Source organism: Kribbella sp. HUAS MG21 (assembly GCF_040254265.1).
Lineage (GTDB): Bacteria > Actinomycetota > Actinomycetes > Propionibacteriales > Kribbellaceae > Kribbella.
Window position 1 is genome coordinate 6,720,761 of record NZ_CP158165.1, and the last position, 25,110, is coordinate 6,745,870.

Annotated in this window: 20 protein-coding genes; 6 read left to right on the plus strand and 14 right to left on the minus strand. The window is 70.3% G+C overall.

The annotated features are described in order from the left end of the window. Positions 1-39 precede the first annotated feature (39 nt). The gene (locus ABN611_RS32395) at positions 40-792 is read right to left on the minus strand and encodes a glycerophosphodiester phosphodiesterase (RefSeq protein ID WP_350276076.1); all 753 of its coding nucleotides are present in this window, start codon (positions 790-792) and stop codon (positions 40-42) included. A gap of 26 nt (positions 793-818) precedes the next feature. Between ABN611_RS32395 and ABN611_RS32400 the strand changes: the two genes are divergently transcribed. Together ABN611_RS32400 and ABN611_RS32405 are read left to right on the plus strand one after the other, a co-directional pair. After that, positions 819-1,952 (plus strand): aminotransferase class V-fold PLP-dependent enzyme, encoded by a 1,134-nt coding sequence (locus tag ABN611_RS32400; RefSeq protein ID WP_350276077.1) that lies wholly within the window; start codon positions 819-821, stop codon positions 1,950-1,952. After that, complete coding sequence (locus ABN611_RS32405; RefSeq protein WP_350276078.1) at positions 1,949-2,578, plus strand: class I SAM-dependent methyltransferase; 630 nt, start codon at positions 1,949-1,951, stop codon at positions 2,576-2,578. The genes ABN611_RS32400 and ABN611_RS32405 overlap by 4 nt, the downstream gene beginning before the upstream one ends. On the opposite strand, the gene ABN611_RS32410 is transcribed toward ABN611_RS32405, so the two are convergent. From ABN611_RS32410 to ABN611_RS32425, 4 genes are all read right to left on the minus strand, one after another. Then, positions 2,568-3,419, minus strand: a complete 852-nt coding sequence (locus ABN611_RS32410; protein WP_350276079.1) for a carbohydrate ABC transporter permease — start codon at positions 3,417-3,419, stop codon at positions 2,568-2,570. The genes ABN611_RS32405 and ABN611_RS32410 overlap by 11 nt on opposite strands. Next, entirely contained in the window at positions 3,416-4,336 is a 921-nt protein-coding gene (locus tag ABN611_RS32415) for a sugar ABC transporter permease (protein WP_350276080.1), read from the minus strand. Before ABN611_RS32415 ends, ABN611_RS32410 begins: the two co-directional genes overlap by 4 nt. Before the next feature lie 5 nt (positions 4,337-4,341). Then, positions 4,342-5,673 carry an extracellular solute-binding protein gene (locus tag ABN611_RS32420; protein ID WP_350276081.1) on the minus strand — a complete coding sequence of 444 codons (1,332 nt, stop codon included), beginning with the start codon at positions 5,671-5,673 and terminating at the stop codon, positions 4,342-4,344. Positions 5,674-5,749: 76 nt separating this feature from the next. Beyond that, on the minus strand, positions 5,750-8,524 hold the full coding sequence (locus tag ABN611_RS32425) for a family 78 glycoside hydrolase catalytic domain (RefSeq protein ID WP_350276082.1): 2,775 nt from the start codon (positions 8,522-8,524) through the stop codon (positions 5,750-5,752). 226 nt (positions 8,525-8,750) lie between these two features. Between ABN611_RS32425 and ABN611_RS32430 the strand changes: the two genes are divergently transcribed. Next, entirely contained in the window at positions 8,751-9,644 is an 894-nt protein-coding gene (locus ABN611_RS32430) for an AraC family transcriptional regulator (RefSeq protein WP_350276083.1), read from the plus strand. On the opposite strand, the gene ABN611_RS32435 is transcribed toward ABN611_RS32430, so the two are convergent. Beyond that, positions 9,570-10,301, minus strand: coding sequence for a TetR/AcrR family transcriptional regulator C-terminal domain-containing protein (locus ABN611_RS32435; protein WP_350276084.1), 732 nt, complete (start codon positions 10,299-10,301; stop codon positions 9,570-9,572). The genes ABN611_RS32430 and ABN611_RS32435 overlap by 75 nt on opposite strands. A gap of 80 nt (positions 10,302-10,381) precedes the next feature. On the opposite strand from ABN611_RS32435, the gene ABN611_RS32440 reads away from it, so the two are divergent. Further along, on the plus strand, positions 10,382-11,569 hold the full coding sequence (locus ABN611_RS32440; protein ID WP_350276085.1) for an FAD-dependent monooxygenase: 1,188 nt from the start codon (positions 10,382-10,384) through the stop codon (positions 11,567-11,569). Here the strand turns inward: ABN611_RS32440 and ABN611_RS32445 are convergent. Continuing rightward, positions 11,537-11,995: a PGPGW domain-containing protein gene (locus ABN611_RS32445; protein WP_350276086.1), complete on the minus strand. Its 459-nt coding sequence runs from the start codon at positions 11,993-11,995 to the stop codon at positions 11,537-11,539. The two genes, ABN611_RS32440 and ABN611_RS32445, sit on opposite strands and share 33 nt — an antisense overlap. Before the next feature lie 243 nt (positions 11,996-12,238). Here ABN611_RS32445 and ABN611_RS32450 point away from each other — a divergent pair, with 243 nt between their 5' ends. Continuing rightward, a complete protein-coding gene (locus ABN611_RS32450; RefSeq protein ID WP_350276087.1) occupies positions 12,239-12,754 on the plus strand; it encodes a response regulator transcription factor in 516 nt (171 codons plus the stop codon). Here ABN611_RS32450 and ABN611_RS32455 read toward each other — a convergent pair. The 6 genes from ABN611_RS32455 to ABN611_RS32480 all read right to left on the minus strand — a co-directional run bounded on the left by ABN611_RS32455 (position 12,733) and on the right by ABN611_RS32480 (position 23,120). After that, positions 12,733-14,448 (minus strand): ABC transporter ATP-binding protein, encoded by a 1,716-nt coding sequence (locus tag ABN611_RS32455; protein WP_350276088.1) that lies wholly within the window; start codon positions 14,446-14,448, stop codon positions 12,733-12,735. The genes ABN611_RS32450 and ABN611_RS32455 overlap by 22 nt on opposite strands. Beyond that, positions 14,445-16,109 carry an ABC transporter ATP-binding protein gene (locus ABN611_RS32460; protein ID WP_350276089.1) on the minus strand — a complete coding sequence of 555 codons (1,665 nt, stop codon included), beginning with the start codon at positions 16,107-16,109 and terminating at the stop codon, positions 14,445-14,447. The genes ABN611_RS32455 and ABN611_RS32460 overlap by 4 nt, the downstream gene beginning before the upstream one ends. Continuing rightward, on the minus strand, positions 16,106-18,109 hold the full coding sequence (locus ABN611_RS32465; RefSeq protein WP_350276090.1) for a prolyl oligopeptidase family serine peptidase: 2,004 nt from the start codon (positions 18,107-18,109) through the stop codon (positions 16,106-16,108). The genes ABN611_RS32460 and ABN611_RS32465 overlap by 4 nt, the downstream gene beginning before the upstream one ends. Positions 18,110-18,185: 76 nt before the next feature. Then, a complete protein-coding gene (locus tag ABN611_RS32470) occupies positions 18,186-18,320 on the minus strand; it encodes a SapB/AmfS family lanthipeptide (protein ID WP_350276091.1) in 135 nt (44 codons plus the stop codon). A gap of 2 nt (positions 18,321-18,322) precedes the next feature. Beyond that, positions 18,323-20,878 (minus strand): class III lanthionine synthetase LanKC, encoded by a 2,556-nt coding sequence (lanKC, locus tag ABN611_RS32475; protein WP_350276092.1) that lies wholly within the window; start codon positions 20,876-20,878, stop codon positions 18,323-18,325. A 115-nt stretch (positions 20,879-20,993) separates the two neighbouring features. Continuing rightward, positions 20,994-23,120 (minus strand): peptidoglycan DD-metalloendopeptidase family protein, encoded by a 2,127-nt coding sequence (locus ABN611_RS32480; RefSeq protein WP_350276093.1) that lies wholly within the window; start codon positions 23,118-23,120, stop codon positions 20,994-20,996. A 101-nt stretch (positions 23,121-23,221) separates the two neighbouring features. Here ABN611_RS32480 and lpdA point away from each other — a divergent pair, with 101 nt between their 5' ends. Then, on the plus strand, positions 23,222-24,619 hold the full coding sequence (lpdA, locus tag ABN611_RS32485; RefSeq protein WP_350276094.1) for a dihydrolipoyl dehydrogenase: 1,398 nt from the start codon (positions 23,222-23,224) through the stop codon (positions 24,617-24,619). Positions 24,620-24,669: 50 nt separating this feature from the next. On the opposite strand, the gene ABN611_RS32490 is transcribed toward lpdA, so the two are convergent. Further along, complete coding sequence (locus ABN611_RS32490; protein ID WP_350281713.1) at positions 24,670-25,065, minus strand: RidA family protein; 396 nt, start codon at positions 25,063-25,065, stop codon at positions 24,670-24,672. Between the last annotated feature and the right edge of the window lie 45 nt (positions 25,066-25,110).

The window sequence follows — 25,110 nt, forward strand, 5'->3', positions numbered from 1 at the left end:
AGGTCCGGGGGACGATGCGGCGTACCCACGGATAACACTTCAGTGCCACTGACCTCGCTCGATCAGGACGTCCCGCAGTACGTCGGTGCGGTCGGTGATGATGCCGTCCACGCCCGCGTCCAGCATCCGGCGGATCACGGCGGCGTCGTCGACCGTCCACAGGTGCACCTGCTTGCCGCGGGAGTGCGCCCGCCGGACCAGGCCGGGCGTGAGCACCCGGAGCGCGCCGTACCGCTCGGGGATCTGCAGGCAGGCGCCTCGCGAGGGCACCCCGAACGGCAGGAACCGGATCAGCGCCGTCTCCCAGTCGCCGTACCCCGTGCACAGTCGCGGGCCGAGCAGCGAGCGGATCCGCCGGACCCGGGACTGGGAGAACGACGAGACGCAGATCCGGTCTATGGCGTTCGCCGCCCGGAGCACCTTGGCGGCGGGCTCGAGGCCGCCCTCGGCCTTGATGTCGAGGTTGAACCGGGTCTCGGGGAAGTGTTCCAGCAACTCGTCCAGGCGGGGGATCGGCTCGTTGCCGTTGATCTTCGCCTTGCTGACCTCGGACCAGGGCAGCTGAGCGATCACCCCGGTCCGGTCGGTGACGCGGTCGAGCCGGGTGTCGTGGAACGCGATCACGACACCGTCGCTGGTCGCGTGCAGGTCCGTCTCCAGGTACCGGTACCCGAGGTCGACCGCGTGCTGGAACGCGCGCAGCGAGTTCTCGTACCCGAGGTTGTCCGGGTGCTTCGCGCCGCCGCGGTGCGCCATCGCGATCGGCCCGTCGTGGTCGAGGTAGGGATACACGCGTGGAAGTATGTACCGTTTGCGTGATGACGGTACTCACGCCCCGCCCCGACCTGTGGACCCTCGATCCCGAGGTCGTGCACCTCAACCACGGTTCGTACGGCGCGGTGCCGCGCCGGACCCAGGAGCTGATGGCCCGGTTGCGGACCCAGATGGACGCGAATCCGATGCGCTGGTTCCGGACCGTCGCCGAGCGGCTGACCACGAGCCGGCTGGCGCTGGCGTCGTACCTCGGCACCGACCCCGACGGCTTCGCCCTGGTCGCGAACGCGAGCGCCGGGGTGACGGTCGCGCTGCACACGCTGCCGATCCCCGCGGGCAGCCGGATCGTGCTGACCGACCACGTGTACGGCGCGGTGCGGTACGCCGCCGAGCGGATCGCGAAGGACCGCGGCGCCGAGGTCGTGATCGTCGGGATCCCGCTGGAGGCCGACGACGAGACCGTGGTCGCGCTGATCGCGCGGCAACTGGACAACGCGTCGGTGCTGATCGTGGACCAGATCACCTCGGGTACGGCGAAGGTGTTCCCGATCGACGCCCTGGTGACGGCCGCGCACGAACACGGCGTACCGATCGTGGTGGACGGCGCGCACGCCCCGGCACTGATCGACGCGCCGGCCGCGGCGGGCGCCGACTTCTGGACCGGCAACTTCCACAAGTGGCCGGCCGCGCCGCGGGCGACGGCCGGTCTGGTGGTCGCCGAGCGGTGGCGGGCGGCGTCGAAGCCGCTGATCGTGTCGTGGTCGGAGTACGACGAGCGGATGCCGGAGCGCTTCGACACCCAGGGCACGTACGACTACGTGCCGTGGATCGCGGCGCCGGAGTCGCTGCGGGCGCTTGCGGACCTGAACTGGCCGACCCGCCGCCCGCAGCTGACCGGCCTCGTCGAGGAGGGCTCGAGGATCCTCGCCAAGGCGCTGGGAACCGGGATCGCCGAGGTGGTGCACCCGCCGGCGACGATGCGCCTGGTCGAGCTGCCGTCGTCGGTCGATCTGGCCGGCGGCGAGGCGCTCAAGAAGCGGGTGTCGCGCGAACTGAAGGCCGAGATCACGCTGACCGGCTTCGAGGGCCGCGGCTTCGTCCGGTTGTCGGCACATGCCTACAACTCGCTCGCCGACTACGAGAAACTGTCCGCGGGCCTGCCTAGGCTCCTCGCGTGAACGACATCCAAGCCTCGTACAACACCGCCGCCGCCGACTACCACGCGATCCTGAAGGACTACCACCGGCAGGACCCGTTCGAGACCGGCGCCCTGGAGTACTTCGCCGCGCTCGTCAGCGACGGACCCGTCGGGGACCTCGGCTGCGGCACCGGCCGGATCACGACGTACCTGGCCGGCAAGGGGCTGGATGTCTTCGGCGTCGACCTGACGCCCGGGATGATCGAGGTGGCTCGGCGGGAGTACCCGGAGCTGCGGTTCGAGGTCGGGTCGCTGTTCGACCTGGACCTCAAGGACGGCGAGCTGGCCGGGGCGCTCGCCTGGTACTCGCTGGTCCACACGCCGCGCGCGGACCTGCCGGCGGTGTTCGCCGAACTGTTCCGGGTGCTCCGGCCCGGCGGCCACCTCGTGCATGGGTTCAAGGTCGGCGACGGCAGCCGGCACCTCAGCCAGGCGTACGGCCACGACCTGGACCTCGAGGTCTACCTGTACGACGTCGCGGATGTCGCCGGGCTGCTCGCGGACGCCGGGTTCGCCGAGGTGGCGACCCTGACGCGCGCGGCGCTGCCCGGCGAGAAGGACGCCGGACAGGCCGCGCTCGTCGTCCGCAAGCCCGCTACCCCTTGACCGCGCCCGAGGTCATACCGGCGACGATCTGCCGGTTGAAGAACAGGAACATGATCAACGGCGGGATCGTGATCAGCAGGATGTCCATGAACAGCAGGTTGTACTGCGTGGAGTACTGGCTGGAGAAGTTGTAGAGCGTGAGCTGCACCGTGGCGTTCTTGTCACCGGGCAGGAAGTACAACGGGTTCACGAAGTCGTTGAACACGTTGACCGACTGCACCACGACCACGGTGACGATCACCGACCTGAGCAGCGGGAAGACCACCCGGAAGAACAGCTTCAACGGTCCCGCGCCGTCGATGATCGCGGCCTCGTCCAGCTCCCGCGGGATGGTCGCGACGAACGCCCGGAACAGCAGGATGCAGAACGACAGCCCGTAGGCGATCTCGATCAGGATCAGGCCGGGCATGGTCCGGAACAACCCGAACTTCTGCAGCACCCAGATCGTCGGGACCACGGCCGGCGGGATGATCAGCCCGGCCAGCACCAGGAAGTTGATGAACCCGTTCCAGCGGCTCTTCCGGCGCTGCAGCACGAACCCGGCCATCGCCGCCAGCACCACCATCCCGGTGACGCTGGCGACGGTCAGGATCGTGCTGTTGATGAACGCGATCACCAGCATGTAGTCGCGGGCCTCGACCACCTCGACGAAGTTCTGCACGAACCGGAACTGGTGCGGCCAGGAGAAGTTCAGGTCCGCGGCCTGGGTGCGGTCCTTCACCGCGGTCAGCAGGATGAACACGAACGGGATCACGAACACCACGAACGACAGCAGGATCGCGACCGCGCTCAGCGCCCACTTCCGGGCGGGCCGGTGGTTGACGAGCTCCGCGGTACTCACAGGTCCACCTCCTTACGGTTCAGGAACCACGACAGCGGCAGGATGATCGCGGTGACCACGACGAACAGCACCACGTTGCCGGCCGTGGACAGGCCGTAGAAGCCGGCCTGGTACTGCTTGTAGATCACCGACGCGATCACGTCCGAGGTGAACCCGGGCCCGCCGCGGGTCATCGCCCAGATCAGGTCGAAGGACCGCAGCCCGCCGATCAGCGACAGGATGATCACGGTCACGGTGGCGGGCCGGGACAGCGGCAGGACGATCCGCCAGAACTGCTGCCACGACCCGGCCCCGTCCACCCGGGCGGCCTCCATGTACTCGCGCGGGATCGAGACGATGCCCGCGATGTAGATCAGCGTGGCCAGGCCGACGCCCTTCCAGACGTCGACCGCGGCCACCGAGAGCAGCGCCCACTTCGGGTCGGTCAGCCAGCCGGGCCCGTCGATGCCGAGCATCGCGAGCGACTCGTTGATCAGGCCCTGCTCCGGGTTCATCAGCACGGTGAAGGTCAGGCCGACGCCGATCGTGGAAACCAGCACCGGGAAGAACACCACCGACCGCAGGTAGCCGCGGGCAACGATCTGCGAGGTGAGCAGGACCGCGAGCAGCAGCCCGAGCACCACTTTCGACCCGGACGTGACGACAGCGTAGATCAGCGTGTTCGTGAAGCCCTTGACCAGCGCGGGCTCTTGGAAGAACAGCTTGAAGTTCTCCAGCCCGATGAACTTCGACTCGAACAGGCTCCACCGGGTGAGGCTGAAGTAGAGCGAGGCGAACGTCGGCACCAGGAACAGCACGCCGTAGATCACCGCGGTCGGCAGGTAGAACCAGTTCGAGTACGGACGGTAGACCTTGCTCCCGCTGGTCGGGGACACCGCGGTGGTCTTGCTGTGTTCCTGGGTGATCGACACAGCCACCGCTCTCACCAACCCGCCAGGCCCAGCTGCTGCGCCTGCTTCTTGACGTCCTCGTCGTACCGCGCCGCGCCGTCTTTGGCCTTCCGGATCCCGGACCCGACCTCGACGGTGATCTGCTCCAGCGACGGGCCCTTGACCGGCGACAGGAACTCCAGCGCCAGGCTGGACGCGCCCTCCTTGTCGAGGTACGGCTGCATGTCCTTGATCGCCTGCGGTACGTCGTCCGGCAGCGTGCAGCCCTTCACGGCGTACGGACCGGTCGGGGCGGCCGCCTTGCGCAGCGAGGCGCAGCCGTCCGGGCTGGCCACGAAGGCGAGGAACTTCTTCGCCGCCTCGAGCTTCTCGCCGGTCGTCGTCTTCGGGATGTAGAGCCCGCCCGGCGTCCACAGCGTCAGGCCGTTCTTGCTCGCGTCGTCACCAGGCAGCGCGAACAGTCCGACGGTCTTGGCGGCGTCCGGGTACGTCGAGACCATGTTCGCGACCACCCCGGACAGGTTCGGGTAGTGCGCGCCCTTGCCGGTGGCAAGCATCTTCAGGCCGTCCGGCAGCTTCGCCGACGCGAAGTCCTTGTTCTGGTAGCCGCCGTCGTGCACCGCCTGGGTGTGCTCGAAGCCCTTCAGCGCGGACGGGGAGGTCGCGTACTTCGCCTGGTTCTTGGTGTACCTGTCGGCGAAGTCCGGCTCGACGGCGGAGACGTTGTGGAAGTCGCCGAGCACGAACAGCTGCGAGGTCCAGGTCTCGCCGTAGGTCTGGATCACCGGCGCGACGCCACCGCCGGCGGCCTTGATCTTGGCGTTGTTGGCCATGAACTCGGCCCAGGTCTTCGGGACCTGCAGGCCGAGCTTCTGGTAGACGGGGATGCTGTAGAGCACCGCGCCGCCCATGAAGCCGCCGGTGGGGACGCCGTACACCTGACCGTCGGCCGTCACGGTCTTGGTGAAGTTCTCGTCGAGGTCGCCGATGTACGGCTGGTCGCCGATCGGGACCAGGTTCTTCTGCGGCGCGATCGCCTGGAACAGCGACCCGGTGTTGTACGCGAAGACCTCCGGCATGTCACCGGTGGACAGCCGGGTCTTCACGATGTTGTCGCCTTCGGACCCGGCCGGCCGGGTCTCCAGCTTGATCGTGATGTTCGGGTTCTTGGCCTGAAAGTCCTTGGTGAGCTGCTCGGCCGACTTCACGTCCTGGTCCTGGTTGCCGATCAGGTACGTGAGCTCGACCGAGCCGCCGGTACCGGCGTCGTCGCTGGATCCGAGACTGCCCGCGCTGCACGCGGAGAGGGTGAGCGAACAGACGGCCAGCAGCGCTAGTCCGCTGGCTCCTGGGCGGAACCTCATCGTGACCTCCAAAGGGTGTTCTGCACTTGCAGCGGGGCGGTCGGGTGAGTGGGTCAGTGCTTGATCAGGGGGTTGATCAGGGGTTGAGCAGCGCGTCGAGCTTGGCCTGCAGGGACTCGGCGCTCCGGGAGAAGCCGCGCGGGCTGATCGCCTCGACCAGTCCGGCGGCCGGCTGGTCGAAGTACCGCTCGAGCTTGGCCGCGAGTTCGGCGTCGTCGGCGACGAGGCCGAGCTCCGCGGCGGCGGCCGACAGCTCGGACCAGGCCGCGCCGTGGTCCAGGAGCTGGCGGATGGTCGCGTCGGCCGGCAGCTTGGCCGGTTCGGCGTACGGGTCGGTCGCGGTCCACTCGTGCGTCCCGTGGCCGACCTCGACGACGTCCTGACCGGGGACGGCGACCTTCGCGCGGGAACCGACCGGGACGGTGACGGTCAGCGTGACCTGGCCGTCGGCGCGGCTCCAGGCGACCGACGCCTCGCCGTACGGCGTGAGGTGCTTCGCGGAGGCCTTCGTCAGCTGTTCGGTGAACAGCGGGCGGACGTCGATCGTGCGATAGCCGGGCTCGGCGGCCGCGAGACCTGCGACGCGTCGGTGCATCCAGTCCGCGACGGCGCCGAGGGCGTAGTGGTTGAACGACGTCATCTGGCCGGGGTTGATGCTGCCGTCGGGCAGCATGCTGTCCCAGCGTTCCCAGACCGTCGTGGCTCCCATCGTCACTGCGTACAGCCAAGAGGGGCAGCCTGTCTGTAGCAGAAGGCGGTACGCCAGGTCAGGATGTCCGGTATCGGCCAGCGCGTCGGCCATCAGCGGCGTACCGACGAATCCGGTGCTGATCCGGAATCCCGCAGCGCGGACGAGGTCGGCGAGCCGTTCGCCGGCGCGCTGCCGCTGGGTCTCGGTCGGCAGCAGGGCCCACTGCAGGGCGAGCGCGTACGTCGTCGCCGCGTCGCTCAGGACCCGGCCACCCTCGGTCGCGTACTCGGCGGCGAACGCCTGCCGGACGCGGCCGGCGAGATCTGCATACTCGCGAGCCACATCGGTCTGGCCGAGGAGCTCCGCGGCCTTGCCGACGACCTCGGCCGAGCGGGCGAAATGCGCGGTCGCGACCACGTCCGGGTCCGCCTTCGCGCGGAACGCGTCGTCCGGCGGCGCCGTCGGGTCGAGCCAGTCGCCGAACTGGAAGCCGCCGGACCAGAGCAGGTCGCCACCGGCCAGGTCGGCCATCTTGTCGACCCAGGCCTTCATGCTCGGCAGCTGCCGCGCGAGCAGCCCGGCGTCGCCGGTGCGCTCGTAGATCACCCACGGGACGATCGTTGCCGCGTCACCCCAAGCCGCCGTCGCCTGGCCGTCGTGCCGGAGCACGTCCGGGATCACGTACGGCACGGAGCCGTCCTTGTGCTGCTCGGCGGCCAGGTCGGCGAGCCAGTTGGTCAGGAAGCCGCCGATGTCGAACAGGAAGCTCGCGCTGGGGGAGAAGACCTGGATGTCGCCCGTCCAGCCCAGCCGCTCGTCGCGCTGCGGGCAGTCGGTCGGTACGTCGACGAAGTTGCCCCGCATGCCCCACACGACGTTCTGGTGGAACTGGTTGAGCAGCTCGTTCGACGACTCGAACCAGCCGGTCCGGCGGAGGTCGCTGCCGATGACGACGGCCTCCAGGTCCTCCTTGCGGAGGTCGGTGACGCCGTCCACCTCGACGTACCGGAAACCGTGGAAGGTCAGCGGCGAGTCGAGGGTGACCTCGTCCGGGCCGGCCAGGATGTAGGTGTCGGTGGCCTTCGCGGTCCGCAGCGGGCGGACGCCGAGCTCGCCGTTCTCCAGCACCTCCGCGTGCCGCAGCACGATCTCGTCGCCGGCGTTCTGGCCGCGGACCTTGAGACGGATGCGACCGACCAGGTTCTGGCCGAAGTCGACGAGCGTCTTGCCGGAAGGCGAGGTGCTGATCTCGACCGCGGGCAGGACGTCGGTGATCCGGACCGGCGGACCGTCGGGCGCGACCAGCAGGCTGAGGTCGGCGTCGAGAACGTCGACGGGCGCGAGTTCGCCGGGCTGCTTGCGGAGGTCGGTGGTCTGGCCGTCGTACAAGTCGTCGGCCAGGACGTTGCTCTCCCGGGACGTCCAGGTGCCGTCGCTGCCGAACGTGTGCAGCTGCCCGTCCTCCGTCGTCACTTCGAGTTGGGCGAGGACGGCCAGGCGTTCGCCGTACAGCTGCTTCTGGTCCTGGAAGCCGATCCGGCCGCGGTACCAGGCGTTGCCGAGCAGGAACTCGAGCTTGTTCTCACCAGGTCGGACAAGCTCGGTCACGTCGTACGTCTGGTAGCGAAGGCGGTACTGGTACGCCGTCCAGCCGGGCGCGAGCTCCTCGGTGCCGACGCGCTGCCCGTTGAGCTCGGGGAGATAGATGCCGTACGACGTCGCGTACAGGCGGGCCTTCACGATGCCGTCCGGGAGGTCGGCGGTGCCGGCGACGAGCGGAGCGGGGGAGCCGTGCGGGTTGTCGCGCGGGCTGACGAAGCGGGCACTCCAGTCGTCCGAGGTGAGCAGCCCGGCCTCGACGGAGGCGGGCTCGCTCCACTCGCTCCAGTCGTCGTTGCCGCGAACGCGAACCCGGACCTGCGCGGCTTGGCGGGAGGCGAGCGGGTCACCCGGCCAGGGCACCAGGACCTGGTCGGGGGACTGGACGGTGAAGACCTGTGTGGCGCCGGTGGTGATCTCGACCTCGTACGCGGTCTGTGCGTAGCCGGCGTCCGCGGCCGGGACCTGCCAGGAGATCCGCGGTGCGGAGGTGCCGATCCCGGCGACAGGTGCGGGTCGGTGCTCGAAGCGGAGGGCGGTGGGTGCGGCGAGATGCGACATGAGACTCCAACCAAGGAGGCTGATCAGGACGGTGACCGAATCGGGGGATGAAACGATTCATTGGGTGTTCCGACGAAGCGCCCGGCAGCTGTTCGATTGATCGGCGAGGACGTTTCGCCTGTTCCCCGATCCTGCGACCGGCAGTCGCCGGTCACTAGCCCGATGTGCACTCGCTCTAGCACGATCTGCACTTCGGCCCATATCGTGACCTATGGCCGATGAGCCGGTGAGGACCCGCGGAACCGTGCTGCACTTCGTCGAAGGGACGGTCGTGCACGCGGGCACGCACCTGCACGAGAATGCGCACCCGCTGCACACGCACAGTTTCTTCGAGCTGGTGCTGGTGACCGGCGGTGAAGGCGTCCACCACAGCCTCGCGGGCCGCCGGCGGGTCGCCGCCGGGGACGCGATCCTGCTGCGTCCGGGGGTCTGGCACGAGTACGTCGACTGCGATTCGCTCGAGGTCTACAACTGCTGTTTCTCGGCCGACCTTGTGCGCCGCGAACTCGCCTGGGCGCGCGAGGATCCCTTACTGGGTTACCTGTTGTGGACCGGACCGTTCTCCGCGCAACGCCGCGGCATGATCGCGACGCACCTCGATCCGGCGGCCGTCCAGGAGGCCGTCGGGCACCTGGACGGACTGCGGCAACTACGCAACCGGCCTTTGAGCCGGCATCGCGGTGAGGTGATCGGCTGGCTGTCGCTCTACCTGAGTTGTATCGCACGGGCGGTGACGCACAGTGAGGAACGCCGGGAACAGATCCACCCCGCGGTCCTCGACGCGATGCGGATGATGGAGGCCGATCCGGCCCGGCACTGGACGCTGACCGAGCTCGCCGGCGAGCTGCATCTCGCGCCGGGCTATCTGGTCCGGCTGTTCAAGTCGGTGACCGGGCTGCCGCCGATGGCGTACCTGTCGCGGCATCGCGTCGAGCTTGCGGCCGACCGGCTGCTGCACACCGACCTGCCGATCAGCCGGATCGGCGAATCGGTCGGCTGGCCGGACCAGAACTACTTCGCCCGTCGGTTCAAATCCGCCTACGGGCTACCCGCGTCCGTCTATCGGCAACGTTTCAATGCCGTCCGGCACAGCTACCCGGCCGCTGACGAGAAGCTCTAGCCCGTCCAGGATGCGCTTTAGGCCGAACTCCAGGCCCTGATTCGCGCCGGCGGCCGCGGTGCGCATCGCGGCGACGAGGTGCGGGAACCGGGCGGCCTCGGTGGTCAGGATCTCCGCCAGCGATCGCTGCATGTCCTTCTCGGTCAGCCCGGTGGTCGAGCCGGGGAACGTCACGGACTGCTGGGCGAGGTTCCGGACATGGCTGGTGACGACCAGGATCGAGTCGAGCTTCTCGGCGCCGGTCAGCCCGCTGTCCGCGAGGGTGGCGAGGCCGCTCTCGAGCCAGGCGAGTTCGTTGGGGCCGAGCAGCCGGCGGCCGATCGTGGACTGCAGCAGCCACGGGTGCCGGGTGAAGCTCTCGTACAGGTCGAGGGCCCAAGTGTGCAAGGCCTCGCGCCAGGGGAGACCGGAGCGGTCCGGCGGGGCGCCGACCGCCAGATCGCTCATCACCGCGACGAGTTCGGTCTTGCCCGGGACGTGCCGGTAGAGCGCCATCTTCGTGACCGGGAGCTCGCCGGCGACGCGCTGCATCGAGACCGCGTCAAGCCCTTCGGCGTCCGCGATCGCGATCGCGGCCTCGGCGATGGCGGTGAGCGTGATCGCCGGTTTCGGGCCGCGCGTGCGCGCCGGTTCCTTGCCCCAGAGCAGTTCGGTCATGCAGATCGTCCTTTCCTTCCGGCCCGAACTGTGTCTACCATACACTTTATTGTGTCCGCCGGACACAGTTAGGAGTCGGGATGAAGATTCTGGTGTCGGGTGCGAGCGTCGCGGGGCCGTCGGTGGCGCTGTGGCTGGGCCGGGCGGGTCACGACGTGACGGTCGTCGAGATCGCGCCCGCGCTGCGCAAGGGCGGGTACGCCGTCGACTTCCGCGGGGAGGTGTTCACGACGGTGCTGGCGCGGATGGGCGTACTGGACGACCTGCGGGCGCTGCAGACCGGTGGCAACGCGATGCGGTTCGTCGACACGAACGGCCGCAAGCTGATGCGGCTGCCGGCCGAGTTCGCGGGCGGTGAGCTCGAGGTACTGCGAGCCGACTTGTCGCGGGTGCTGTACGAGCACAGCCGCGCGCGGGCGACGTACCGCTTCGGAGACTCGATCGCCGCGCTGCGGGAGCACCCGGGCGGCGTGGACGTGCGGTTCGAGAGCGGACTCGAGGAGACCTACGACCTGGTCGTCGGCGCGGACGGGATGCATTCCGTCGTACGGCGGCTCGCCTGGCCGAAGGAGCAGGTGCTGGAGCGTCATCTGGACTACTACGTCGGCGGCTGGGAACTACCGAACACGCTCGGGATCTCCGGGGACACGCTCATGTACAACGTGCCGGGCAAGCTCGCGAGCGTCGGCGGCGACGCTCGCGACCCCGGGCTCGCGCAGACGTTGTTCGTCTTCAAGTCCCCGGTGCTGCAGTACGACCGGCGGGACGTGGACCAGCAGAAGGCGATCCTGCGGGAGCAGTTCAGCGGCCTCGGCTGGCACGTGCCGACGCTGCTCGAAGCGTTGCCGGCAGCAACGGAGCTGTACTTCGACTCGATCAGCCGGGTGCGCGTGGACCGCTGGTCGACCGGACGGATCGTGCTGCTCGGCGACGCGGGGTACGGCGCGACGTTCGGGGCGCTGGGTACCGGTACGGCGGTGGTCGGCGCCTACGTGCTCGCGGGGGAGCTGGAGCAGGCGCGCGGCGACTTCCGGGCGGCGTTCGAGCGGTACGAGGCGCGGTTGCGGAAGTCGGTGTCGACGACCCAGGACGGCAGCCGGGCCGGCGCGTTCATGGCACCGGCCACCCGGTTCGGGATCGTGGCCCGGAACCGGATCCTGGACATCCCGTTCTTCCTGAACCAGATGCTCCGGACGGCCCGGAACATGAGCGAACTGGTCGACCTGCCGGACTACTCAGGGCAGCAGGGGCAGTTTGCCGAGGAATGACTCCCAGGAGTCGGGCAGCCAGCCCGGCACACCCAGCACCGCCATGTAGAGCCAGATCGCGACGAGCACGCACAGGAACAGCGCGAGCGTCCCGAGGGCCTTCAACCAGGCGGGCTGCTTGCCGGTCCAGGCGGTGAGTGCCTTCACCCAGTCCTTGACCCGGTACAGCAGCCGCTGCGCCCACTCGAACTCGCTGGCGAGCACGGCCAGGCCCGCGATGAACAACGGGATCCCGCCCGGTCCCGGCAACCACCCGGTCAACGGCGCCGCGATGATCAGCAACCCCCCGACGACGCCCACGCCGATCCGGTAGATCAGGTGCTTCTTCGGGTTCGCCCGGATCTTGCGTCGCCACTCCCACCGATCGTCCTCGGCATCCAGCGTGACGTTGTGATCGGTGCGGTCGGGACTCTTCTGCTCGGCCACGTTCCTAGCGTACGGGGCGACGGATCCAGGATTGTCCGAACGCGTGACAATCGCCCGGGAGCCCTTCAAACTGGGCGTCACCGATCGCGGCTCGCTCAGCACTTTTCGTGACTGACGAGTCTCTGAAGTGGGACGCGATGCCAGGGGGGCGGAAGCGTGATCCGAGTTGTACTCGGACAGCACGGTGCTTTGCTGCGGGGGGCTCTCGCGGCCGTGTTGTCACAGGACGCAGGGCTGGAAGTAGTGGCTGAGGCCGACACGGCCACGGACGTGCCGGAGGCAGTGGCGCGCACGGATCCGCAGGTAGTCGTGCTCGACTTCGAGCTGGCGTGTGAGCTGGTGGCCGCGGGGCTGACCGGCCGGCGGCCTGACGTGAGTGTGCTGATCCTGGTCGACCGGGAGGCGGTCAGTGCCGCGTGCCTGGAACTCGCCCGGGCCTCACCGCGGATCGGGTTCATCGCGACGGACGCCTCGCCGGCCGAGCTGGTCGAGGCGGTGCGGAGCGTCGCCGACGGCGTGCCGGTGATCGATCCCGCGGTGGCGCTGGCCGCGCTGCGAGCCGTGCGCAACCCGCTGACCCCGCGGGAGTGCGAGGTACTCCGGTTGGTGTCGACCGGTGCGACCGCGCAGGAGATCGCGCACAAGCTCAACTTGACCAGCGGCACGGTCCGCAACTACCTGTCGCACATCCTCGCGAAGGTCGGCGCGCGCAGCCGGATCGAGGCGGTCCTGAAGGCTCAGGACGCCGGCTGGATCTGACCCCGATCGGCGTGCTCGGGTGGTTGCCAGTGCCCGACGAGGTCGCGGTACAGCGGGGAGCTGCGGAGCAGCGTGGTGTGGCGGCCGACGCACACGTCGTCGCCGTCCAGGACCAGGATCCGCCGGGCGCGGAGCGCGGAGCTGACGCGGTGCGCGACCACGATCAGGCTGCCGGGCCGGGCCGCGAAGGCCTCCTCGGCGCGGCGTTCGGCCTCGGGGTCCAGGTGACAGGTCGCTTCGTCGAGTACGGCGAGCGGTGCCGGTGACAGGAACGCCCGTGCCAGCGCGATCAGCTGCCGCTCACCGGCCGAGAGGTGAGCCGGACGGACCTGAGCGCGGGTCCCGCCGATCCTGCTGACCAGGGCGGCTGCGCCGACGGCCTCGATCGCGCGGTCGATCTCCTGGGCGGTGGCATCCGGTGCGAGGTAGCTGACGTTGTCGGCCACGGTGCCCGAGAAGACGTACGCCTCCTGCGGGATCAGGACCCGCGTCCTGGCCAGCAGGTCGGTGGACAGTAGTTCCGGTGGGACCCTGCCCAGCAGGACCCGTCCGCCGGTCGGCGCCAGCAGTCCGCAGATGAGGTTCGCCAGCGTCGACTTGCCGACGCCGCTGGGGCCGACGACGGCCAGGTGATCGCCTTCGGCCACCACGAGGTCCAGGTCGTGCAGGACCGGCTCCGCGTGGACGCCGTACGCGAACGACACCTTGTGCAGGCGTGCCTGGTGGTTGCGCGGGACCGCGGTCGGTGTGGCCTGCTCGTGCGGCGGTCCGCTGTCGAGGATCCGCCCGAGCGTGACGACGTACCGCAGCCCGCTGTCGCCGAGGGCCGCCATGACGGTGTTGAGTGCCGGTTGCAGACCGAGGAGAACGTAGGTCAGTCCGCCGAGCAGAGTCCCGGTGCTGACGCCGCGGCCCAGGAGCCAGGGACCCGCGGCCAGCAGGATCAGGAGCGGCAGCCAGCCGCCGACGGCGAAGCACAGCGTCCGGAGCGCGGCGACCTTGGCCAGCGCCCGCTCGGCGGCGGCGTGGGCCTCGATCGGCTCGCCGACCAGCTCCGCGGCGAAGTCCTCGGCGCCCGCGGCGGTGAGGTCGCGCACGCCGGCGAAGGTCGTACCGGCCGAAGTGGTCAGGTCCTCGTCGGCGGCAAGTGACGCCTGGACCCGCCGGGAGGCGAGTCCGAGGATCGCGAGCGAGGCGGCGAACCCGAGCAGGAACGGCGGTACGACGAGCAGCGCGATCACCGGCGCGAGCGACAGCAGACCGGTCAGCACGCCGACGACCGTGATCACGAATGTCCGGACCACCAGGATCAGCCCAGCGTAGGTGTCCCGGACGATCTCGACCTGGCGGTTCAGCCGCGAGACGGCGCCGTCCGTGCGTTCACCGGCCACGCCACGCCGGAGCGCGCCGCCGATCACCAGCCGGACCAGGTCGTCGCGGACCGGTTCGACCAGCTCACCGAGCCGCCGGTACACCTGGCCGGCACCGACCGCGCCGAGCCCGGCGGCGGCGACGAGGCCGGCGAGCCACGCCAGCCCCGCCTCGGACCGGCCGGCCAGGAACGCGTCGGTCGCGTGTGCGACCGCGACGCCGTAGCCGGCCGTCGGCACGATCTCCGGAACCGACCAGGCAGCCAGCAGGAGCGCCGGCCGCCGCCGGAGCGCCCGCACCCCGTAGCCCAGTTCGCGCCTCATCCGAAGATCTCCCGGTACGCCGCGGCGCGCCACAGGCGGGCGTGCGGACCGACACCCCGGACCTGCCCGCGGTCCAGCCAGACCACCAGATCGGCGCGGGCCGCCGTCGCCGCGCGGTGGGTGACGATCAAGCGCGTCCGGTGGTGGTTGTCGTCGGTGAGGGTGCGGTTGATCTCGAGCTCGGTCGCCGTGTCCAGGCTGGAGGTGGCGTCGTCGAGGACCAGCAGCCGTTCGGCGGGCCAGGCCCGCGCGAGCCCGAGCCGCTGTGCCTCGCCGCCGGACATCGGTGCCTCCGGCAACGGAGTGCTGTAGCCGTCGGGCAGGCGGCTCGCGTAGCGGTGGATGTGCGTGGCCCGCGCGGCCGCGAGCATCCGGACCGGCGTGACCGCGCCCGTCGCGATCGCCTCGCCGACGGTCCGGCCCACCAGTACCGGACGCTCGAACGCACAGCCGACGGCGCGGCGCAGCGCGTGCCGCGAGAGCGCTCGGAGGGGTACGCCGTCGAGGAGTACGAGGCCGGAGTCGGGATCGCGCAGCCGCGCGGCGACCGCGGCCAGGACCGACTTGCCGGCGCCGCTCGGACCTACCACGGCAACCGTTGCTCCGCCGGGCAGGTCGAGGGTGACCCGGTCGAGGACTGCGACGCCCTCGGCGGTCACGGTCACGTCGTCGAACGCCAGCCGTCCCGGCCCGGGCGGCAACGGCAGGCTGCCGTACGCGAGGGATTCGACTGCCAGGATCTCGGCGCACCGCTGGGCGCCCGCTCGCGCCCGGGCGATCTCGCCGAGCAGGCCGGTCAGGCTGCCGAGTCCCGCGCCGATGACGGCGTACTGCGCGGCGGCGAACAGCTCGCCCGGCGTGATCCGGCCGTCGACCAGCTGCAGGCCGCCGATCGCGAGCACCGCGACCAGGATCAGTGGGCCGACGATCGCCGCCTGCGCGCCGGATCGGGCAAGGACCCGCCAGGTCAGGCGGCCGTGCTGATGCAGCTCGGGCAGCGGACCGAGCACTCGCCGTTCTTCGCGCTCGACAGTGCCTGCGGCAGCGACGGTCCGGATCCCGCCGAGCGCCTCGGTCAGCAAGGTGGCGATCCGGCCTTGGGTCTCCTGGTAGGACAGGCTGATCTCGGTGGTCCGTCGGGCGAAGACCCACAGCACCGTGACGACGAGCAGGACACCGGCGAAGAATGCGGCCGCCAGCCACACGTCGATGAGCGCGAGCAACACGAGGCTTCCCGCGGGAGGCAGGACTGCGGCCACGGCCGTCACCGCGGTGGGACCTGCCTGGGCCGCGTCGCTCGCGCTGCCGGACACCCGGCTGACCAGGTCGCCGGTCTGGAACCGGCGGACTCCCTCCGGCCCGCCGGTGAGAACCTTCGCCACCAGCCGGTGCCGGAGCCAGGCGGTGGTCCCGGCGACACACGCCGTACCGGCGAAGGCGTCAACCAGTGCGGCGGCGATGCCGACGCCGATCAGTGCGCAGGCGAGGATCAGCCACTGGCCCACCCTGTTGCCGGAGGCAATAGCATCCACGGCCCGTCCGAGGACGGTCGGGAGCGCGAGCGTCACCGCGCTGTCCAGCAGCGCGAAGACCCCGATCAGCGGCAGCCAGCCGCGGCCGTGGCGGGCGACGGCGCCGAAGGTGAGAGCCGGGGATGTCATCGGGTCAGCCCGGTGTGAGCGCCGAGGAACGCCAGCATGTCCGCGGCCAGGGCGACGCCGCGGCTGACGGCCGCCGCCCCGTGACCGGCGCCGTCCTCGAACCGGAGCAGCACCGGTCTCGATCCGGCGGTCGCATGCTGCAGCGCGGCGCACATCTTGCGGGCGTGCAGGGGGTCCACGCGGGTGTCGCCGCCCGAGGCCGTGAACAATACGGCGGGATAGTCGGTGCCCTCAGCAACATGATGGTACGGCGAGTACGCCAGCAGGTCCTCGAACTGGGCGGGGTCGGTGACGGACCCGTACTCCGGTACCCAGGAGGCCCCGAGGCCGAAGTGCTCGTAGCGGACCATGTCCAGCACCGGTGCGGCGCAGACGGCCGCAGCGAACAGTTCGGGACGCTGGGTCAGGACCGCGCCGACCAGCAGCCCGCCGTTGGACTCGCCGCAGATGCCGAGCTGCGCCGCGGTCGTCCAGCCGTCCGCGACCAGCGTCTCGGCGGCGGCGACGAAGTCGTCGAACACATTCTGCTTGTGGTGCAGCCGGCCGGCCCGGTGCCACGCGTCGCCCTCCTCGCCGCCGCCGCGCAGGTTGGCGGTGACGAACACGCCGCCGGCCTCGACCCAGGCGAGCGTGAACGCGGAGTACGTCGGCGTGAGCGGCTGGCCGAATCCGCCGTACCCGTAGAGGATCGTGGGCCGTGGTCCGCGACGCCCGGGCGGGGCGAGCACGACCATCCGGACCGGCGTCCCGTCCGCCGACCGGTAGACGACGTGCCGGGCGCTGAGCCGCGGCACCTCGACCGTCCCGGGCGGCTCGGCCCACACCGCCGTCTCCCCGGTGCGGGCGTCGTACCGGTACACGGTCCCGGGCGTGACGCTGTCGGTGTAGCTGAACCAGACCTCGTGACCGCCGTCGAGGTCGGCGCTGAGGGAGCCGACGGAACCGGGACCGGGCAGTGGCACCTCGCCGAGGCGCTTGCCGGTGCGCAGCTCGTGGACGGCGAGCTCCCCGAGGGCGTGGCGGGTCCGCGCGACGACCAGGAGCGGCCGGGGCAGCTCCGGGCCGTCCAGCGTCGCCAGCTCGCTCAGCGGCGCGCCGGGGTCCTCGGGGATCAGGTCTCGCCACTGGGCCGGTTCCGGCCGCGTCGGGTCGCCGACGCAGATCCGGCCGGCCGGGGCGTCGAGTGTCGTGAGGACGTACAGACGTTGGTCGCGGCCGACGATCAGCGCGCTCCGGGCCTCCACACCCTGGTGCACGGCGGTGAACTTCGGCCGGTCGGGGACCGAGACGTCGGCCAGCCAGACGTCGTTCGCGGCGCCGCGGGCCGCGGAGATCGTCAGCCAGCGCCCGTCGGCACTGATCTCCAGCCCGTACGAGGCCTCGCGGCTGAGCACGGGCGTGTCGTCGGACCGGCCGACCCGGTGCAGGAAGAGCTGCCGGTCCCTGACGAAGTAGAAGGCGCTCCCGTCGGGGAGCCAGGCGACGGGGGAGTAGCGGCAGCGGTCGATCGGTCCGTCCAGCACGTGACCGCTGCCGACGTCCATGACGTAGAGGCTGGACTCCTCGCTGCCGCCGCTCGACAACTGGTAGGCGAGCAGGCGTCCGTCCGGCGACGGCTGCCACAGGTCCAGGGTGGTTCCGCCGGTCGGGTCGAGCTCCATCGGGTCGACCACCGGCCGTTCCGGCGTGGCGACGTACAGGACGGGGTGGTCCTGGTCAGCGGTCCGGCGGAGGAAGAACTGGCGCCCGCCACGCCACAGCGGCGGGCGCACCATGCCGACGTCGCTGAACGCCGCGACGCGGGTCCGGAAGCGGTAGCGGCCCGGCAGTTCGGAGGCATGGCTCAGCCAGAGCTCGTCCTGGGCTGCCTGCCACTGCACGGTCCGCGGGTCGGTCGCGTTCTCGAGCCAGCGGTACGGATCCGGCACAGCACGGCCGTGCAGCCGGTCGACGACCGGCAGCCGTTCGGTGTCGGGATACCTGAGGCCGAGCAGGTGCACCGGGCGCTCCTTCCCCGGTCCGGTGCCCCGGACGGGAAGTCCGGAGCACCGAACCTACTGCTGGTCAGCGCTGCTGTCAGTGGCAGAGCGCGACACTGAGGTTGCTGGGACGCTGGGAACCACAGCCGAGCACGGTCAGCGTGCTTCCGCCGCCACCACCTCCGTGACCACCACTGGGAGCCTGGAGTCCCTGAAGGTCGAGAAGTGCCATGTCTACACCTCCTTTCGCACACTGGAAGGGCTTGATACCCCTGCCGCGGACAAGGGTTCGAAGAACGGGAGGGCCACCGGCTGCTCGTGCAGCGCGGTTCCCAGAGCCAGCAGGATCCCGGCCGAACCGGTGGCCAGGTCCGTCGAGAGACGCAGCAGCTGGTTGCCGGGGAAGGCGAGGCCGCCGGCGTACGGCAGCGCGTGCCAGTCGAGGCCGCGCACCAGTTCGGCGGTCGGCAGGCCGGCGTCCGCGGCGGCCGTGATCAGGCCGGCGCGGCCCATGAACAGGCCGGGCTGCACGCAGTACCCGCAGCGCGTGACCCGCAGGAGAGCGGTGCGAGCGTCGGCGAGCTCCTCGTCCGGGCGGTATCGCAGGTAGCGGTCGAGGACGAGGGCGATGCCGGCTGATCCCTCCTCGAGGTACGGCAGCGTCCGCCAGCCCTGGTTGACCTGCAGCATCCCGGCTTCGTCACGGCTGCACCGTCGCAGGTCCTGGCGCAACGCCGTCTCGGCGAGGTCGAGCAAGCCGGTGTCGCCGGAGCGCTCGTAGGCGCGCAGGAACAGCAACGCCGATCCCGACGAGCCGAACATCAGTCCCGCCCGCGGGTTTCCCTCACCGCTGGTCTCCGGTACGTCGGCCACCCGGCCGAGCCGGTCGGCGACCTGGTCGATCACCCTGATCGCCGCCGTCCGCACACCGGGCTCGCCCGCGAAGTGGAGCAGGTTCAGCCCGATGCCGGCGAGTCCGGAGTGGAGGCCCAGCTCGAGTGCGGTCGGTGGCATGGCCAGACATCGGTCCAGGACGTCGAGTGCGTCCTGCCGGTAGCCGAGGTCGTCGAGCACGTGGGCGACGCCGTGCAGGCCGTCGTACAGTCCGAGGCCGATCGCCGGGTCCTGCGCGTGTTTGCGGAGCCAGTCGTCGTACTGCGGGAAGCGGCCGGCGCCGGTCCGGTGCAGGGCGTACAGCACGCCGGCAGCGCCGTACGAGAGGTTCACGCCGCCACCGGGCTGGAACTGGGCGATGTCACCGGGGAAGAGCCGGTCGTCGCGCTCGGGCGTGGCCGCGGCGACGATCGCCCGGGTGATCCCGGCCCGGACCTCCGGCCAGCTCGACCGACCGGGTAGCGGCAGGTCCTGCGGGAGGGTGTCACCCGTCGGCCCGGTGATGGTCGCGACCGCTTCGTCGATCGTTGCCTCGGGCACCGGGAAGGTCCGGGTGATCAGGTCGGCCAGGTGCCGGGCCTTCCCCGCGTGCAGCGGCAGCAGCATCGTCGTCTGCGGCGCGAACAGCCCCAGCGCCAGACAGGCCAGCGCGTACCGGTCGGCGTCCGCGCCCTGCCGCTCAGGTGGGGCGACGTACCCGGGATGGGCCAGCGCGGACCGGGCCTGCTGCTCGGCGAGGGTGGCGACCTCGAAGTCGATCAGCACCGGGTGCCCGTCGGCGTCGATCAGGATGTTGTCCGGATGCAGGTCGCCGAACACCACCCCGCGGTCATGCAGCGCCGCGATGGCGTCCGCGACACGCTCCAGCATCGTCAACGCCCAGTCGGCGTACTCCTGCAGGGCGGCCGGGGACGGGTCCGGCCGGGTCAACGGGTAGCGCATCACCACGAGTCGTTGCAGCGGGTTCGCGTCGACGAACTCCTGCACGAGGAAATGGTGCTCGCCGAGGACGAAGTAGTCCTGCACCGCCGGTACGACGTCCAGCCCGGCGAGCCGCTCCAGGATGGTCCGCTCGTGCTGCATCCGGGTCACCGCGTCGCGGCCGTCGACGTCGAGCCCGGCCAGCGGGCGGCCCTCCTTGAGCACCACCCGGGCCTGGGACTCCCGGTGCCGGCCGAGGTAGACACCGCCGCCGTTCGAGAACTGGATGACGCTGTCGATCGCGTACGCGAGCTCGTTGGTGGTAACGGCATTGCGCGCGTCGAGGTGTGGTTCCAGGAACGCGGGCAGCGTGATCCACGCCGGGGTGGCGAAGACCGGGCCGCGGGTGTCCGGTACCAGCCGTCCGCTCGGATCCTCGACGGCGAGCACCCGTTCGCCGGTCGCCGACACGCAGTGCCGCTCGGCGAAGGCGCCGTACCGGACGAACAGCGGTCCCTCGCCGTAGCGCAGGTCGCTGAGGATGTACGGGCCGCGGATGCCGCTGAGCAGCTCGTCCAGCTCCTTGAGCACGAGCTCGAACTCGGAGCTGTCGACCGGGTAGATCGTGACGAGCTTCCCGCTGGAGCCGCGGAAGGCCGCCTTCGAGTTCGTCATCACCAGCACGGCTTCGCTGCGCAGGAACTTGAACGGGATGCCGCGCGGCACGCAGTACGCCCAGACCGCCGCCAGCGTCCGCTCGGCGTCGTCGAGGCAGGACGAGACGTGGATCTTCCAGCCCTGGAGAGGCAGCGCGACGCCGCGCGGCGCGTAGTGCATCCAGATCTCGCCGGCTTCGTGGTCCCAGCCGTCCGGAACGGCACGGCCGGCTATGGTGAAGTCCGGGTGCTCGCTGCCTTCGGTGGGACGGTCGTAGAAGGACCGGTCGGACAGGCAGTAGAGCTCGTACTGCTCCATGCCACCCCCTACCGTCGGACGCCTCGTGGCTATCCTCGGTAGTCAGCTCTGTCCGGCGTAGTGCATGGCGTCATCAGTTCGCGATGAGGAGTGCGTTCCCCTACTCACGCGTATGTCACGATGACACAGGGTTACCGAATTCCCAGTGCCAGGGCTCCTCACGGTTGCCGCCCTGGTCAGCCCAGACCGGATGCAGCCAGCCGTACGACGGGGCGTGCGACTTCATCCAGCGGTACTGCGTGGTGCCGAACCTGTCGACACCGCCGCAGAGGTCGACGGCGACGCCCCAGCCGTGGTTGGAGGTGCCGGGCAGCGCCGCCAGCGACGGCTTGCGCTGGTACAGGCTGACCTGGGAGGCGTACGAGCGGTACGAGTCGGTTATGCACAGCGACTTGCCGAACTGGGCGCGGTAGGCCGCGGACAGCTGCAGGTACGCCGCGGCGGCATCGCAGCGGAGCAGGTGGCCGGAGCCGATCGCGCACAGCCTGCCGGCCGGGATCATCCCGTTGCTGAACCCGCCCCAGCCGGTGCTCGCCGAACCGGTCGCCAGGAACGGCATCGGGTTCACCGGGTCGCCGCCGAGCCGGACCTCGAAGTGCAGGTGCGGACCGGTCGAGTTGCCTTCGGTGCCCACGGCACCGATCCGCTGGCCGGCCGTCACCTGCTGGCCGTCCGTGACGTCGACCCGGCTCAAGTGGGCGTACAGCGTCTCGAGGCCGTTCCCGTGGTCGATCCGCACCAGGTTGCCCGCCCAGGCCGGCTGCTCGACGCGGACGGTGCCGGAGGTGACGGCGCGGACCGTCGTACCGATCGAGGCCGGGAAGTCCTGGCCGGTGTGCACCCCGCTCGACCACATCGACCCGGACTGGCCGAACGGCGTACCGATCTCGTAGCTGCCGTCCGGCAGCGGCCACGACCAGGACCCGGAGCCGACGTCGTACGACGTGGCGGTGTTACCGCAGCGGAACGCGTACGCGTCGGAGGTCGCCACCGGGGCGATCTGCGGCTTGGACGGCGCGCCGAGCGTCGGGCGGAGGACGGCGTACAGGTTGTCGGGGACCGTGGTGACGACGACCGCGCCCTTGGCCTCGTCGGCGGCGATCATCTCGCCGTTGTCGAGCGCGATGCCGATGTGCACGAGGCCGAGCGACTTGCTGCCCATCACGAGCAGGTCGCCGGGCTGGACCTGCGGGGCCGGCACGGCCTGGTAGTTCGGGTACACCTTGCCGACCAGGTTCGGCAGGGTCGTGTAGGGCTGCCAGGCGACGCGGGCCGCTCCGAGGCATCCGTACTTGTCCGGGCCGGTGGCCGCAACGCCGTACGGCTTGCCGAGGAGGCTGAACGCCTGGTTGACCGCACGGATGGTCTCGGCCGACATGACGCGCACGGTCCGGCCGGCGACAGTGACGGCCGCGACACCAGGAACGGCGGCGCCTCGGCGGGTCAGCGGGGTGAGGCCGGTCGGCAGCTTGCCCGGATTCTTCAACGCCGCGGCCGCCGGGGGAGTGACCTTGGTGGCGGTGAGCTCGGCCAGGTACGTCTGCCAGCGGGCCAGGGCCTGCTCGTTGCGGGTCTGCTGGAGCTGCTTCGACAGCGCGGAGGCCACGTCCAGGTCAGCCGTCTGGTCGGCCATCGCCGCCGAGGCGTCGGCGGCCTTCTGTTGCACCTGCTTGCTGAGCTCCTGTGCCTTCGCGGCCGCTTCGTTCGCTGCGGCGCGCTTGCTGGTCGCGTCGTCCTTGAGCCGGTTCGACTCGGACTCCGCGGCCATCGCCCGCTGGTACTGCGAGACCTGGGTGTTGCCCAGCTGGGTGATCGCGGTCTGCCGGTCGGCGATCTCCTGGAGGCTCTCGGCGATCGGGGCGAGCGACCAGAGCATCGACTCGGCGCCCATCACGGTCGGGATCCCCAGCTGGTACGCCTGCGCGGTGACCACGCCGAGCCGGCGGCGCTCCTCGTCGGCCTTGCCCTTCGAGGTGGTCGCGGTGGCTTCGGCCTTCTTCGCGGCGGCCTCGGCGGCCTGGGCCTGCTCGAGCGCGTTCGTGTAGGCGATCGTCGCCTTCGCGAAGTCGGCCTGGACCGCGGCCGCCTCGGCCTGGAGCTGCTCGAGCGACCGATTGACGTCGGTGACCGATGCCGGCGGGGGCGTGGACGGGGGCGGATCGGCGTACGCCGGCACGGCGACGGCCGTCAGCACCACACCCAGTGCCGCGAGCCGCAACCCCCGGCGCCTGCCCTGATCCATCCGTCCCCCATGCCCACTCGCCTCACGCGCGTGCCCAAAGGGTAGGCGCCGTACGGGTCCTGGCGAAAGCCTCCCTGGTCCGACCTATTAAAGTTCACTGCATGGCCTCGCACTTTGACGTTGTTGTCCTCGGCGCCGGTCCCGGCGGGTACGTCGCGGCGATCCGCGCCGCCCAGCTCGGGCTCAAGACCGCCATCATCGAGAAGAAGTACTGGGGCGGTGTCTGCCTGAACGTGGGCTGCATCCCGTCCAAGGCGCTGCTGCGGAACGCCGAGCTGTCGCACATCTTCCGGACGGAGGCGAAGACCTTCGGCATCAGCGGCGAGGTGACCTTCGACTTCCCGGCCGCGGTCCAGCGCAGCCGCAAGGTCGCGGACGGCCGGGTCAAGGGCGTCCACTTCTTGATGAAGAAGAACAACATCACCGAGTTCGACGGCTGGGGCTCGTTCACCGACGCGAACACCCTCGACGTCACGCTGAACGACGGCTCGTCGGAGACCGTCACGTTCGGGTCCTGCATCGTGGCGACCGGCGCGACCACCAAGCTGCTGCCGGGCACCCAGCTGAGCGACCGCGTGGTGACCTACGAGGAGCAGATCCTCACCGAGGAGCTGCCGGGCTCGATCGTGATCGCCGGCGCCGGCGCGATCGGCGTCGAGTTCGCGTACGTGCTGGCGAACTACGGCGTCAAGGTGACGATCGTCGAGTTCCTGGACCGGATGGTGCCGCTGGAGGACCCGGAGGTCTCCAAGGAGCTCGCCCGGGCGTACAAGAAGCTCGGCGTCGACGTGCTCACCTCGACCCGGGTGGACTCGATCGACGACTCCGGCGACAAGGTCAAGGTCACGGTCACCGGCAAGGACGGCAACCAGCAGACCATCGAGGCCGACAAGGTGCTGCAGGCGATCGGCTTCCAGCCGCGCGTCGACGGCTACGGCCTGGACAAGATCGGTGTCCAGCTCACCGAGCGCGGCGCGATCGGCATCGACGGCTTCTGCCGGACGAACGTGCCGAACATCTTCGCGATCGGCGACGTGACCGCGAAGCTGATGCTCGCGCACGCGGCCGAGGCGATGGGCGTGATCGCGGCCGAGACGATCGCCGGGCACGAGACGATGGAGCTCGACTACGCGATGATCCCGCGGGCGACGTTCTGCCAGCCGCAGATCGCCAGCTTCGGGTACACCGAGGAAGAGGCCCGCAAGCTCGGCCACGACGTCAAGGTCGCCAAGTTCCCGTTCACCGCGAACGGCAAGGCCCACGGCCTCGGCGACGCCAGCGGCTTCGTGAAGGTGATCAGCGACAGCAAGTACGGCGAGCTGCTCGGCGCGCACCTGATCGGCCCGGAGGTCACCGAGCTGCTGCCGGAGCTCACCCTCGCGCAGAAGTGGGACCTGACCACCAAGGAACTGGCCCGCAACGTGCACGCGCACCCGACGCTCAGCGAGGCGCTCCAGGAGGCCTTCCACGGCCTCGAAGGGCACATGATCAACTTCTGATCCAGCAGCTACTCGTGCCGGCCGGCCCGGCACGAGTAGCTGACAGGTCGTCAGGCGACGGCGGTTCCCTCCAGCTCCACCAGTTGGCCGGGGATCGCCAGCCGCGTGACGCCGAGCATCGTCGTGGCCGGCGCGACCCCTGCGGCCGCCAGCCGTGACGCCAGTACGCCGTAGTGCGGGAACAGTTGGTCGACGTCGGTGGTGTAGACGTTCAGGCGGACCAGGTTCCCGAGGGTCATGCCGGCCTCGGTGAGGACGGCCTCCAGGTTGTCGACGCTGAGCGCCAGTTGGGCGGGCAGGTCGCCGTCGTGCTCGGGTTTGCCGTCGGCGTTCATCGAGGTCTGGCCGGAGCAGTACAGCGTCCGGGTCTGCCCGGAGACCAGTTCGCCCTGGTTGAAGCCCAGCTCCAGGGACCACGGCACCGGGTTCACTGCGGTTCGTTCGATCGTCATGTGGCGAGCCTGCCAACAAATCACGACATCCTCTGTCGG